The 13,934-nt window shown below is 36.3% G+C and carries 12 protein-coding genes; 9 read left to right on the forward strand and 3 right to left on the reverse strand.

Translation table 11 applies throughout. From position 1 onward, the window contains the following. Positions 1-268: 268 nt before the first annotated feature. From GX311_04210 to GX311_04250, 9 genes are all read left to right on the forward strand, one after another. The gene (locus GX311_04210) at positions 269-805 is read left to right on the forward strand and encodes a Pathogenesis-related transcriptional factor and ERF protein (protein NLK15582.1); all 537 of its coding nucleotides are present in this window, start codon (positions 269-271) and stop codon (positions 803-805) included. A 122-nt stretch (positions 806-927) separates the two neighbouring features. Next, entirely contained in the window at positions 928-2,349 is a 1,422-nt protein-coding gene (locus GX311_04215) for a LysM peptidoglycan-binding domain-containing protein (GenBank protein NLK15583.1), read from the forward strand. Positions 2,350-2,358: 9 nt separating this feature from the next. Further along, positions 2,359-3,432 carry an NUDIX domain-containing protein gene (locus tag GX311_04220; GenBank protein NLK15584.1) on the forward strand — a complete coding sequence of 358 codons (1,074 nt, stop codon included), beginning with the start codon at positions 2,359-2,361 and terminating at the stop codon, positions 3,430-3,432. 229 nt (positions 3,433-3,661) lie between these two features. Beyond that, on the forward strand, positions 3,662-5,314 hold the full coding sequence (locus GX311_04225; GenBank protein ID NLK15585.1) for a phosphoenolpyruvate carboxykinase (ATP): 1,653 nt from the start codon (positions 3,662-3,664) through the stop codon (positions 5,312-5,314). 162 nt (positions 5,315-5,476) lie between these two features. Then, entirely contained in the window at positions 5,477-6,865 is a 1,389-nt protein-coding gene (locus tag GX311_04230) for a C1 family peptidase (GenBank protein NLK15586.1), read from the forward strand. A 43-nt stretch (positions 6,866-6,908) separates the two neighbouring features. After that, complete coding sequence (locus GX311_04235) at positions 6,909-7,829, forward strand: DMT family transporter (GenBank protein ID NLK15587.1); 921 nt, start codon at positions 6,909-6,911, stop codon at positions 7,827-7,829. A 201-nt stretch (positions 7,830-8,030) separates the two neighbouring features. Continuing rightward, the gene (locus tag GX311_04240; protein NLK15588.1) at positions 8,031-9,203 is read left to right on the forward strand and encodes an RtcB family protein; all 1,173 of its coding nucleotides are present in this window, start codon (positions 8,031-8,033) and stop codon (positions 9,201-9,203) included. A 135-nt stretch (positions 9,204-9,338) separates the two neighbouring features. After that, positions 9,339-10,943: an indolepyruvate ferredoxin oxidoreductase gene (locus tag GX311_04245; protein NLK15589.1), complete on the forward strand. Its 1,605-nt coding sequence runs from the start codon at positions 9,339-9,341 to the stop codon at positions 10,941-10,943. A 38-nt stretch (positions 10,944-10,981) separates the two neighbouring features. Next, entirely contained in the window at positions 10,982-11,566 is a 585-nt protein-coding gene (locus GX311_04250) for an indolepyruvate oxidoreductase subunit beta (GenBank protein ID NLK15590.1), read from the forward strand. Positions 11,567-11,639: 73 nt separating this feature from the next. Here GX311_04250 and GX311_04255 read toward each other — a convergent pair whose 3' ends face one another. The 3 genes from GX311_04255 to GX311_04265 are packed head-to-tail and all read right to left on the reverse strand — an operon-like array spanning position 11,640 to position 13,781. After that, positions 11,640-12,113 carry a thioesterase gene (locus tag GX311_04255; protein NLK15591.1) on the reverse strand — a complete coding sequence of 158 codons (474 nt, stop codon included), beginning with the start codon at positions 12,111-12,113 and terminating at the stop codon, positions 11,640-11,642. Continuing rightward, positions 12,110-12,631 carry a hypothetical protein gene (locus GX311_04260; GenBank protein ID NLK15592.1) on the reverse strand — a complete coding sequence of 174 codons (522 nt, stop codon included), beginning with the start codon at positions 12,629-12,631 and terminating at the stop codon, positions 12,110-12,112. The genes GX311_04255 and GX311_04260 overlap by 4 nt, the downstream gene beginning before the upstream one ends. Positions 12,632-12,647: 16 nt before the next feature. Then, positions 12,648-13,781 (reverse strand): DNA polymerase III subunit gamma/tau, encoded by a 1,134-nt coding sequence (locus GX311_04265; protein ID NLK15593.1) that lies wholly within the window; start codon positions 13,779-13,781, stop codon positions 12,648-12,650. Between the last annotated feature and the right edge of the window lie 153 nt (positions 13,782-13,934).

Here is a 13,934-nt window from a genome sequence, read left to right on the forward strand (position 1 = left end):
AAACAGAGCATTTTTTTATTGTAAAAAACTTGTTGTCACTATGTTTCTGATTTTATACCGATTGGACAACTACTTATAGTCTAAACTTCACCATCATTCGTTTGAGCTATGTATCTGTAACATCGGTATTTTCCATTGTAAAATTTTAAAAAGATAGGACTATTTTAAAATTACAATTGGTATTAAATGTTGCATATTGTTATTTTATTATCTATTTTTGTTAATGAAAAGTTAATATATTGAGAGCAAATCACTAAATCAGAAAGTTATGACATGCAAAATTCCTTTGAAGAACAGTGATTATTATGCAGTTGTTGACGCAAGAGTTTATGAATATCTTGTGAATGATCCGCATTTGGCAAAAATCAAATTTTTAGATAATCTTCGTCGTCACAGTAAAGGGTACGCTTTTTTTCAAAAAAATTGGAAACAGTCTGATGGTACATATCGTAATGAGACCATATATCTGCAAAAAGTGATAGCTGAAAAATTTATTGCTCTACCAGATAAGGTTAATCGTTACTGGGTGCGTTTTAAAGATGGAAATCCAAATAATTGTAAATTAGATAACTTAGAATGGAGCTCTTTGTCGAACGTTGTTAGAAACACGTCAAAAACAGACAATCAATTTGGGTACAGAGGTGTAGTTAAAAGCGGAAACAAGTATCAGGCTATTATTTATGTTAACCGCAAAGCACTGAACTTAGGTACATTTTCAACACCTGAGGAGGCTGCCGAAGCTTATAATAAAAAATCAATTGAATTGTTCGGAGTTACACGTAGTCTGAATAAAATAAGAAAATAAATAAATCAGGAGTTGTTAATGAATTTGAAAATATGCCGTTATATGTGCAATTTTAAGTATTTCTTAATAACACCGCATTACAGTATTTAAAAAGCAAAACAACAAAAATGTTGATTTGAGAAATGGATATAAAATCAGAACTTCAAATACAATTTGCATCACACACAATTCTTGGTAAAGAAAAAAAGTATAATACCGATATTTGTGAAAGCTTTGAGCTTGTTGGCGGAATGGGTATCGTCCTTTGTGACGGTGTTGATGGTATTAACAATGAGGGAGGAGCATTAGCTGCCAAACTTGCTTTAGAGGGTGTGAAGCGACATTTTAAGCGGAATCCCATAAAAAATCCTATAAAAGCATTGCAGGGAGCTATGATGTTAGCTAACTTTTCGGTCTATGACCATGCAATGAAAAACGAACGTTTTTTACAAATGGGAGTGAATATCCTTTTAGTAATTGTTGTTGACAACTTAATTTATTACGCATCTACAGGAAACAATGCTCTTGTTCTTCAACGTGAAGGTGTTCTTTATCAATTGGTTAAACCAAATGTTGATGATCAGTTGTCAGTTGTTCTTTTAGGTCGCGAAAAATATACACGCTTTTCTATTTGCAAAAATCCTATTCAAGCGATTAATAATGATGTTATCCTTTGTGCATCAGACGGTGTGTTTACCGTATTTTCGGATCAACAAATAGCTGAACTTTTATATCAAGACGATATTTCTATCGATTTGCTTAGTTATCAGATTATCTTCAAGTTAGAGGAACAACAAACATCCGATAATGCTACTGTAGCACTTGCAAGATTGACAGATAAAAATGATCTGCCTCCTGAAGGTAAATCCGTAAAGTCAGAAGTAGTTGATTTGAATGATATGCCAGAGATTAATCATTTCAACTCAGAGTTTGATCACACAGATGATGATACAGACAATCAAAATCACAGCGAAGAAACAAAAGAGGACGTTAAACAAGTTAAACAAGATAAGCCCCTATCAATCATCAAAAACAAAAGGGTAATAACTGTTTTTGCTTTAGTATTGTTAGCGTCTATAATATTGATTTTATCATTAGATTATTTTCTAAACAGTGGCGATAAAGATGACGCGTTGGTTAAAAAACGAACTGAAACAACTGAGAAACAGGTGCAAAAGCAGAAACAAGAGCCAGAAACAAAAGAGATAAAAAAACAGAAAGAGAAGGAAATTAAGGAGGAAACACCTGCAAAACAGACAGAACATCAGTTTTATGAACATAAAGTTCAAAAAGGAGAAAACCTGTTTCGTATAAGTAAAAGGTATAATGTTACATTTGCGCAAATTAAAGAGGCAAACAATTTAACGTCAGAAACTCTACGATACGACCAAAAAATAAAGATACCTGTTAAGGCAATTCATACGGTTAGCTCTGGTGAATCAGTAGGCACGATAGCACAACGCTATAAATCAAGTACTCAAGATATATTGAAAGCTAATGAAATAACTAATGAGAACCAACTTAAAGTTGGTGCCAAAATCATTATCCCTTTATCTAATAATTAGCTTTTTGTAATGAAAAAACAATCATCTTCCTTTACGAGCCAACTTTTTTGGGGGCTTATTCCTTTAGTTGTTTTTATTCTCGCGGAAAGTCTGTTTGAGACTACTACATCGGCAATAATATCGGTATCGTGCGGGTTAATTATTTTTGCTGTTCAGTATATTAGAGAGAGGTTTTTAGACAAATTCTTAATTATTGATATAATTGTCTTGTCAATTTTAGGAGCCGCCACAGCTCTCTTTAAAAGTGAACTTTTCTTAAAATTAAAACCAGGATTTACACAGACACTTTTTTTAATCTATTTGGGCATCATTGTATTTGGAAGCCACGATGTATTCAAGCAGTTTACAGAACGATTCTCTTTTGGTAGATTTAAACTTAGTGATGACAATATCAGCTTATTAAGAAAAAATATGAAGATTATGCTGTATGTTTTGATAGCACATACAGCCTTAGTTTTTTATGCGGCTTTTCACTGGAGTATGACTGTTTGCGTATTTATTTCGGGAGTTGGTTTTTTCCTTGCAGCAATAATCGCGGTTTTAGCTCCTTTTGTAATAAAATGGATAAAATCTTGGGGTGTTGAGTATGTTCCAATTCTCGATGAAAAAGGGAACGTTATCGGTAAAGCTACGCGTGAATATGTCCACACAGGCTCTTTTGCACTACACCCGGTTGTTCATGTGCAAATTCTTAATCCATCGGGGCAAATATTTCTTCAAAAACGTTCGGAGAATAAAAAAACACAACCCAGCAAATGGGATTCTGCAGTAGGAGGTCATGTAAAGTGGAAAGAGACCATAGAACAAGCCTTGGAACGTGAGATGTTTGAAGAGACAAAACTTAAACCTTCGAACATAAGTTTGAGGGCGCAATATATTTGGAAAGACCATGAGGAGTCGGAAATGGTCTTTTCGTTTGTTCAAGTAACTGAGCAAGAACCGAAGGTTAACCCTAAAGAGGCTTCTCAAGGACGATGGTGGACAGTGTCGCAAATTGAAGAGTCACCACAAGAGATTTTTACTTCAAATTTTTTGCACGAACTGCCAGAAATTAAAGCTATCATTAGGAAAATCAGGAAATAAAACGGTGCAAATGTTTGTAGTAACAAAATACATCCTATCTTTGTATTTAAAATGGTGTTTTACTTACGGTAAAAACATATGTAAGAGAAATATATAGGAAAACGAACAGTCACCCTTGTCATAAAAAAGCTTGAAACCTATAAAGGTGCAATTTTTAAGGTCAGGGTGATTTTATTTTTATAGGCGTGCAAATTTTTTATAAAAGAGCAAACAGAAAAAATATAAACATATGAAAGATAAAAATTTTAAAGAACAGATCGGCGAAATGCTGAAAAAGCACGGTAATGTTGCTAAAAATATTAGCCGTCGCAAAATGATTAAACTTAGTGTTAAAAAGCGTGAAGCAATGATAATGGAGTGTGGTGCCTTGGCAACGTGGACAGCCCCTGAATCAACAGGGCGTAGCCCAAAAGATACCTACATGGTAAAACATCCTGAAAGTCAACACTTAATTGACTGGACATCACCCAACAATATCCCAATGGCACCAGACACTTTTGATATGCTATTTGAAGATGCTATCAAAACACTCGAAAAATCAGACAAAATATATGAAACTGATCGTGTTGTAGGTGCCGATTCAGCATATGCACTTCCTGTTAAAACAGTGACAAACAAAGCTTTATCAAGCCTCTTTGTAGATAATATGTTTCGTCCAGTTCCGAGTGATATTAAAAATAGTATTTTCGCTGAAAAGCCATTTATTTTGATATCGCTGCCTGATTGCAAGGTAAACACTGAAAGATATGAAGGACGACTTCGCAAGAACGAAAAAGGTGAAGTATCTAATTTAGCAGTTGCAATGGATTTCGATCGCCGTGTAGGTATCGTTTACGGTTCGGCATATATGGGAAGTATGAAAAAATTGATTTTTACCGTAATGAACTACTATTTGCCATTAGAAGGTATTCTTCCTCTACACTGCTCTGCAAATGAGGGAACTGACGGTCGTACAGCACTTTTATTAGGATTGTCGGGCACAGGTAAAACAACACTTTCAGCCGATCCAAAACGAGCATTATTAGGCGATGATGAACATGGTTGGAGCAAAAATGGCATTGCCAATTTTGAAAATGGTTGCTATGCAAAAATGATAGATATTACGCACGAAGCAGAGCCCGAAATTTGGAACGCTGTTATGCACAAAGACGACTATTTAAAACATGGTGCTATTGTTGAGAATGCAATGGTTTATCCAAATGGAAAGGTTGACTATTTTGATACAAGATATACTGAAAACAGTCGCTCATCGTATCCGTTGGAGTTCCTGACAAATATTAAGAAATCGTCGGTTGGAGGACACCCCACAACAATTCTATTTTTAACAGCAGACGCTTATGGTGTATTACCTCCGATTTCACGTTTGGATGAAAGTCAAGCAATGTTCTGGTTTTTAATGGGCTACACCTCAAAACTTGCTGGAACAGAAACTGGAGTAACCGAACCTCAAGCAACATTTAGCCGTTTCTTTGGAGCTCCTTTTATGCCAGCTCAACCAGCCGTTTATGCACAAATGTTGGGAGACAAAATGAAAGAGCATAATGTTAAGGTCTTCTTAGTAAATACAGGTTGGAGTGGTGGCAAGTATGGAGTTGGCTCACGTATTAAATTGCGTTACACTCGCGCAATGGTAGATGCAGCGTTAAACGGCGATTTAAATAATGTTCAATATACAACTGACCCAATTTTCCATGTTAGCATACCACAATCGTGTTCAAATGTGCCACAAGAGATTTTGACACCTAAAAATGTATGGGCTGACAAAAACGATTTCGATGTCACAGCCAAAATGTTAGCAGGTAAATTTAGCGAACAGTTCGACAAGGCTTATGGTAGCCATGGTCTTGATAAGGAAATAGTTAAACAATGCCCAGGAAAATAGATTTTGGAATGCGGATTTAGGATTTACCGAATAATACGGGTAGCGCAATTAGGATTTTTTTAATCTTTCCATAATGATAGTCGGCAACAAAATTTTAGTTGCCGGCTATTTTTGTTTTATCTTTAAATGGCTAACTTTGTAGGTAAACTAAAAAATAATATCATGAGAGTAAAATTTTTAACGCTGATAGTCCTTTCTATTTCCACAATTTACTCATTTGCTCAACAGGGCACTATCGGCAACGACGAACTATTCCAATTACGTAAAAGCTACGACAAAAACGATCTTGCAACACGTGCAATTACCAACGCTTTAACACACAATAGTTTAAAAGATTTGGTTGTAAATCTTGAAAATGAAGGCAAAACCGATCACCTGTTCAAATACAAAGTAAAAGTAAGTGGTATAACTGATCAAAAAAGCTCTGGTCGCTGTTGGGCATTTGCAAGTCTTAATACATTGCGTCCCGCAGTGATGGAAAAATTGAATGTCTCATCGTTCGAATTCTCATTGAACTACCTCTACTTTTGGGATATTTTAGAAAAATCAAACCTATTTCTCGAAAATGTTATTGCAACTATTGATAAACCCTGGGATGATCGCTATGTAGAGTGGTACTTTAAATCGCCAGTTGATGACGGAGGTGTGTGGAATCTTTACGTTAATTTGGTTCAGAAATATGGATGTGTTCCCAAGTCTGTAATGCCTGAAACCAATAGTAGCAATAGTACAAGACAACTTACAAGTATCATAAAAACAAAACTCAGAGAACACGGCTACAATTTACGCGAGGAGTTTGGTGGTAAAAAGACTGACAGAAAAAATATTGAAAAACAGAAACTTACAATGCTGTCAGATATTTACCGTATTTTATGTTTTCACTTAGGCGAACCTCCAGCTGAATTTACATGGCGTTACGAGACTAAAGATGGCGAAATAAAATCGTTTGAAAAATATACTCCATTACAGTTTATGCAGGAGATACTGCCAGATGTAAAATATGATGAGTATGTGATGATTATGAACGACCCAACGCGTCCTTATTATCAATACTTCGAGATTGAAAACTACAGAAATACCAAAGAGGGCGTAAATTGGAAATACGTAAACCTGCCTAACGATGTTATTAAGCAGATATGTGTGGCATCAATAAAGGGAAATGAGTCAATGTACACGTCAAGCGACGTGGGCAAGCAACTAAACAACAAAGAAGGGATATTGTCTTTAGACAATTATGATTATGAGTCAATTTATGGTATTCCGTTCGGAATGGATAAAAAAGCGAGGATTATTACACGTGAAAGCGGTTCGGCACATGCTATGACACTAATTGCTGTTGATGTTGACGAGAACGAGAAACCAACCAAATGGCAATTCGAAAACAGCTGGGGAAGCAGTAGCGGATATAACGGATACTTAACGTTTACCGATGCTTGGTTCGACGAATATATGTTCCGTTTCGTTGCTCATAAGAAATATCTTTCGGCTGATGTGCTTAAAGTATTAGAGAAGAAACCAATAATGTTACCACCTTGGGATCCAATGTTTTAGCAATTTAGAAGAACTCTATTAAAGTCCTCATAGCAACTGTTTTATGTCAAACGATACATACGATTCCCGAGCCAAAATATTAGCTATTGGAGCAGTTTTGTGTTGGTCAACTGTTGCAACAGCTTTTAAATTAGGATTAGAGGGTTTGTCGCCGATAAGTTTTCTTTTTTACGTAATAATATCATCGATAATATTTCTGTGCGTATTTATTACGTTGACAGATCGTTGGAAAGGATTTAAAAATATTAAGTTCTCAGATTTTTTGGTGGCAGTTCTTTCGGGACTATTAAATCCATTTGCGTATTATCTGATTCTTTTCGAAGCTTATGATAGACTTCCGGCACAAGTAGCTCAAACACTTAACTATACGTGGCCCATTGTTTTGGTTTTAATGTCAGCTTTTATTAATAAGCGAAAAGTTGCGAAAAACGTTATTTGGGGTTTATTGCTTGGGTTTTTAGGCGTTATGTTTATTGCATCGCGCGGACACATATTTGTTTTATCGTTTGATGGAGTAGGTGTTTTTCTCGCTGTTTTTAGCAGTTTGGTGTGGGCAACATATTGGATTATAAGTAAGTCATCTAAAGTAGAGCCTGTGCGGTTTCTGTTTATAAATCAGGTCGTTGGATTATTAGCAACGTTATTATGGATAACGGTTTTTGATATTAAAATTGCTATACCAAATACTCAGTCGGCATTAGCCACAATATATTCAGGATGGTTTGAAATGGGTATTGCCTTTGTTTTGTGGATAACCGCATTAAGATATGCTTCGAAGCCTGAAAAGATATCGCATTTTATATTTTTTGCTCCATTTTTATCACTGTTTTTTATACGATTTATTCTTTCAGAACCAATTATGTTCTCAACATTAGTAGGACTTGTACTTATTATTTCAGGCGTATTAATTGTTGAATATGGTTCTGATGTATTTAAAAAGATTCGCAAAAAGCTATCTGTTTAGGCCGATTTATACCGATTGTACATATTCTTTGGTTCAAATTTAGCAGTAGTTCTTTTGGATAATGTATATGTTATATCGGTATTTACTACTGTATTATTTTATAAAAGATTGAATTTCGTTGAAATTACAAATGATTTAAAAAAGTTAATTTACCTTTTTGTTAATTTTATATATCTTTGAGTGTTGCACAAGCTAAAAAAGATGAAAAAAGTAATAGATACAGAAAGAATACCAATCAAGCTTTGGCTTGATGAGATTGACGCAAATACGCTTCAACAGGCAAAAAATCTTGCTAATCTGCCTTTTGCATTTAAACACATTTGTTTGATGCCAGATGCGCACTCTGGATACGGAATGCCTATCGGGGGAGTAATGGCTACAGAAGGAGTGATTGTACCCAATGCCGTGGGAGTAGATATAGGTTGCGGCATGTGTGCAGTCAAGACAGATTTAAAGAATGAACCACATATTCGGAAAAAATTAAAAGATATTGTAGATGATATAAGAAAAATAATTCCAGTTGGGTTTTCGCATCATGATAATGCTCAAGATGAAAACCTTATGCCTCAAAACTACAATATTGATAATTTGTATATAATAAAAAATCAATATGCTTCAGCATTAAAACAAATTGGAACACTTGGGGGTGGAAATCACTTTATAGAAATTCAAAAAGATAGCGAGGATATTATTTGGATTATGATACACTCGGGAAGTAGAAATTTGGGTAAAAAAGTTGCAGAACATTATAACAACATAGCAAAGAACCTGAATAATCTTTGGTACTCATCAATTGACTCCAAGACTGACCTCGCTTTTCTACCTTTTAAAACTGAAGAGGCACGAAAATATTATAACGAAATGAAATATTGTGTCGATTTTGCATTTGCAAATCGTCAGTTGATATTAAAAAGAGTACAAGAGGTGTTTGTTGATTATTTCCCAGAAATCAATTTTGGCGAAATTATTAATATTGCTCACAATTATGCTCAATGGGAAAATCACTTTGGCAAAGATGTGGTTGTACACCGTAAAGGTGCTACTTCTGCACATAAAGGTGAAATTGGAATTATTCCCGGCTCGCAAGGTACAAACTCCTATATTGTTGAGGGATTAGGAAATCCCGAAAGTTTCGCAAGCTGTTCACATGGTGCAGGTCGTAAAATGGGACGAAACGAAGCAATACGAACATTAGACCTTGAAGAGGAACAGCGAAAGCTCGATAGATTAGGAATTGTTCATGCTGTAAGAAGTAAAAGTGATTTAGAAGAAGCGCCTTCCGCCTATAAAAACATTGCACATGTTATGGCAAACCAAGAAGATTTGGTAAAAATAAAGGTGGAACTATCGCCACTCGCAGTAGTTAAGGGGTGATTGAGAATATGTCAAAATATCACTTATATTTTTCAATAATATAAAAATTTGAACATTTAAAGATAAAAATTGACTAAATTTAGGGGTTGATAACTGATTTATTAATAATAACTACATAATTAAATCTATAACACAATGCAAAAATTACTTTTAGGCGACGAGGCATTAGCTCAAGGAGCTATTGACGGTGGATTGTCGGGTGTATATGCATATCCCGGAACTCCATCGACCGAAATTACCGAGTATATCCAAGATAGCAAACAGGCTAAGGATAGAAAAATACGTAGTGATTGGTCTGCCAATGAAAAAACTGCAATGGAGGCTGCATTAGGTATGTCATATGCCGGAAAACGTTCAATGTCGTGTATGAAACACGTAGGAATGAATGTTGCAGCAGACTGTTTTATGAACGCAGCCGTAACAGGCGTTAATGGTGGCATGCTAACAGTTGCAGCCGATGACCCAGGAATGCACTCATCACAGAATGAGCAAGATAGTAGATATTTTGCAAAATTTGCGCTTGTTCCAGTACTTGAACCATCGTCACAACAGGAGTGTTACGATATGGCTTACGAGGGATTTGAGCTGAGCGAAAAATTCAATGTTCCCGTGATGATTAGACTTACAACTCGTATTGCTCACTCAAGAGCAGGTGTTGCTACACGTGAAACAAAAAAACAGAACGAGATTTTGTTACCGAAAGATCCTCGTCAATACGTTTTACTGCCAGGAATTGCAAGACGAAACTACAAAAAGTTGCTTTCAATACAAGGAGAACTTGAAAAAGCAAGTGAAGAGTCGAAATGGAACAAATACTTTGACGGAAAAGATAAATCAAAAGGCGTAATTGCTTGCGGTATAGCTTATAATTATTTTCGCGAAAATTATCCCGAAGATAAATGTCCATATCCTGTGATTAAAGTTTCTCAATATCCGTTGCCACGCAAAATGGTCGAGAAGATGGCTAAGGAGGTAAAAGAGATTATTGTTCTCGAAGATGGCTATCCGTTGGTTGAAGAGCAAATTAAAGGATTTTTGGCAAAAGAGCCTGTACGAGGACGTTTAGATGGCACTCTGCCACGTGATGGAGAGTTAAATCCCGCTCTTGTTGCAGCAGCCTTTGGCGTAAAAATCAATCCGGGTGCTGATATACCGGCAGTTGTGGTTGGTCGTCCCCCTGCAATGTGTACAGGATGTTCGCATATCGATATGTACACTGCTCTAAAAGAGGTAATGCAAAAATATGGTACAGGACGCGTATTCTCTGATATTGGTTGCTATACGCTTGGAGCGTTGCCACCTTATGGTGTTATCAACTCTTGCGTTGATATGGGAGCGTCAATTACAATGGCAAAAGGTGCTGCCGATGCAGGATTAGTTCCTACCGTTGCAGTTATTGGTGACTCAACATTTGCACATTCGGGCATTACAGGTTTGATTGATGCTGTAAGAGAGAAATCACCAATTACCATAATAATTTCCGATAACGAATCAACGTCAATGACCGGAGGTCAAGATTCGTCGGCTGTTGGTATTATTGAAAAAGTTTGCGAAGCCGTGGGAGTTGAGCCTGAGCATATTCATGTTTTACTGCCATTGAAGAAAAACCACGAAGAGATGGTTGAGGTATTTAGACGTGAGATTGAATATAAAGGCGTTTCTGTTATAATTCCGAGACGTGAGTGTATCCAAAAAGCCGTTCGTAGAAAAAAGAAAGAAGCTAAAGAGAAAAAGCAGTAAGCATTAAATAATAACTATTAATCACTAAAAACATTATCATGAAAATTGATTTAATATTATGTGGAGTAGGAGGGCAGGGTATTCTGTCAATTGCAGCTGCTTTAGGTGCTGCCGCTCTACGCAACAACCTATATTTAAAACAAGCCGAGACTCACGGAATGAGCCAACGTGGAGGTGACGTGGTTTCACATATGCGCATAAGCGACAAGCCAATTCATTCAGATTTAATTCCTATTGGAGCTGCCGATATGATTTTGTCGGTCGAGCCAATGGAGGCATTGCGCTATCTGCCATTTTTATCGCCCAAAGGATATGTTGTTACAAACACAACTCCTATTAAAAACATTCCAAACTATCCATCGGAAGATGAGATTATGAAAGAGTTGAAAAAACTACCCAACGTTGTAATTATCGATGCCGATACCATAGCAGAAGATATGGGATCTAAACGTTCAATGAACATTGTTATGCTCGGGGCAGCCGCTCCTTTCTTAGATATGCCGTATGAAAGTTTTGAGAATGGTCTTCGAGATATTTTCGGACGTAAAGGCGATGATGTCGTTAACTCTAATCTTGCTGCACTGAAAGCTGGTTATGACTTTTCGGTGAAAAACCGTAAATAATAATTTAAGTTGATATAGAAGCGGGGTATACTGGATTGTGACCCCGTTTTTTTTGATTTATATCTTTTAACTTTTACATATCGTCCTTTGCAGCTACAGCAATCATCCTCGCTTTGGCATGAGCAACTCCGCCTACTTCCATTTCCATATTAACTATGGCTTTTCTTTCTTCAATCTCTTCAACAGTAGATGTAACTGTTATTTCTTCGTTCATAGGTAGCGGCTTTTTAAAATCAATTTCCAATTTTGCTGTAACAAAGCGACCTATTACAGTATCTTTTGTAAGTTTAAGCCCCTTGTTTTTATGGGCAAACCAAGCCGCAGAAGCAGTACCATGGCAATCAAAGATAACTGCCATCATACCTCCAAAGAGGTTATCCGGAACGCCACCTGTAAACTTGTCAGCTGGCGTAAACTTGCAGACACATTTGTCTCCATATTCAATGGGATAGCTTTTTATGTGTAAACCCTCTTTATTTTTGGGTCCACAACCCCAGCAGTGTTGAAATCTTTCTCCGTAAGTGTCTTGAATAGCAATTTTTTTCAATTTCCGTTATCTAAGTTTAACAAATCTGCTAATTTCTTGAAGGAGGGATTTCGTTCGGCAAATATTTCAAAAACCTCGTCACCGCTTTTTTGTTCATTGGGGATGTCGATAGCTTCATCAATAATCCACTCTAATTCAACAGTTTCTAAGTTGTATTTCTGCTTAATAACATTCTCAATTTTTGATTTGATTTCGTTAACTAAATCAACTTGAGAATCACTTTTAAATGTAAGTTTAATTGTTGACGGGGCTTCAAAAACAGGTTCCGATGTTTTTAGAGCTACGTAAAGTCGAGTCTGCTCCTCAAAAGGTTTTATTACATCAAGCCAGGTTTCTGATAAGTTTGCAATGTCAAAAACAGTCTCTTTAGGTGTTTGTGGTACACTATCGCTGTCAACCATTGATGTGTCAGGCGATCCACTTTCTGCTACTACATTGTTACTCTCTGTCAATGTAGCTTTTATATTGACCTGTGATTGAGGTTTTGGAGGAAGTTTTACCGTTTCGGGTTTGCGCACATGAGCTGTCTTTGAACTACTTACCCTTTGCGGATTTTTTTTTTTTGTTTTCAATATTAAACTGAAAAAATCCGATATCCATTAAGGTTAACTCAACGTGTAACCGTTGATTTTTGCTTGTTTTGTAATTAAATTCGCATTCTCGGAGCTTTTGTAATGCCCCAAACAGCAAGTTCGTGGAGCATTTTGTTGCTTGTTGCAAATATTTTTGCTCCATATCGGCACCGGCATCAATCAGCTTAACTGTTGTCGGATTTTTGCTCATCATTAAGTTTCGAAAATGAGATGATAGTCCCGATATAAATATCAGACCATCAAAACCTTTACGAAGAATATCATCGTAAATCAACATTAATTCCGATATTTTATTCTCAAGAATACAATCTACGACTTTGAAATAGTATTCATAGTCGAGAATATTTAGGTTTTCAATGGTTTTTTGATAAGTTATATCTCCTCCGGTAAAGCTCACCAATTGGTCGAATATCGAAAGTGCGTCACGCATTCCGCCGTCACTTTTTTGAGCTATAACTCTTAACGCCTGATCTTCAGCCTTGATGTTTTCGCTTTGTGCAACGTGTTTTAGATGATTTACTGTATCTTCAATCCTAATACGGTTAAAATCAAAGACTTGACACCGTGATAAAATTGTAGGTAAGACTTTATGTTTTTCGGTTGTAGCCAGAACAAATATTGCGTGTGCAGGAGGCTCTTCCAATGTTTTCAAAAAAGCGTTAAACGCCGAGGTTGACAACATATGAACCTCATCAATGATATAAACGTTGTACTTCCCAATTCTTGGAGTAATTCTAACCTGTTCGATTAAATTGCGAATATCTTCGACGGAATTGTTTGAAGCGGCATCAAGTTCATGGATATTATATGAGCGGTTGCCGTTAAAAGCTTCACAACTTTCGCATTGGTTGCAGGGCTCATTTTCTTCTGTTGGCGAGAAACAGTTAATGGCTTTGGCAAAAATCCGCGCACAGGTGGTTTTACCAACACCACGAGGTCCGCAAAATAGATAGGCATGTGCTAACTGATTGTTTTTTACAGCACTTTTTAAAGTTTGAGTAATACTTAATTGTCCAACCACAGACTTGAAGGTCTGAGGTCTGTATTTCCGAGCCGACACAACAAAACTTTCCATTACTCAAAGGTTTCTGCAAATATAACTATTTTATACCAAATGTAATTTTATAATACTTCATTCCTTTATAAAATTTTACAATGTTTAATTCCGATGTACAAACTGTATTTAGCTTTTATCTGAAAAACGTTTTATTTTTGTTTGTAGAAATTT

It is taken from the genome of Bacteroidales bacterium (assembly GCA_012519055.1).
GTDB lineage: Bacteria > Bacteroidota > Bacteroidia > Bacteroidales > Salinivirgaceae > JAAYQU01.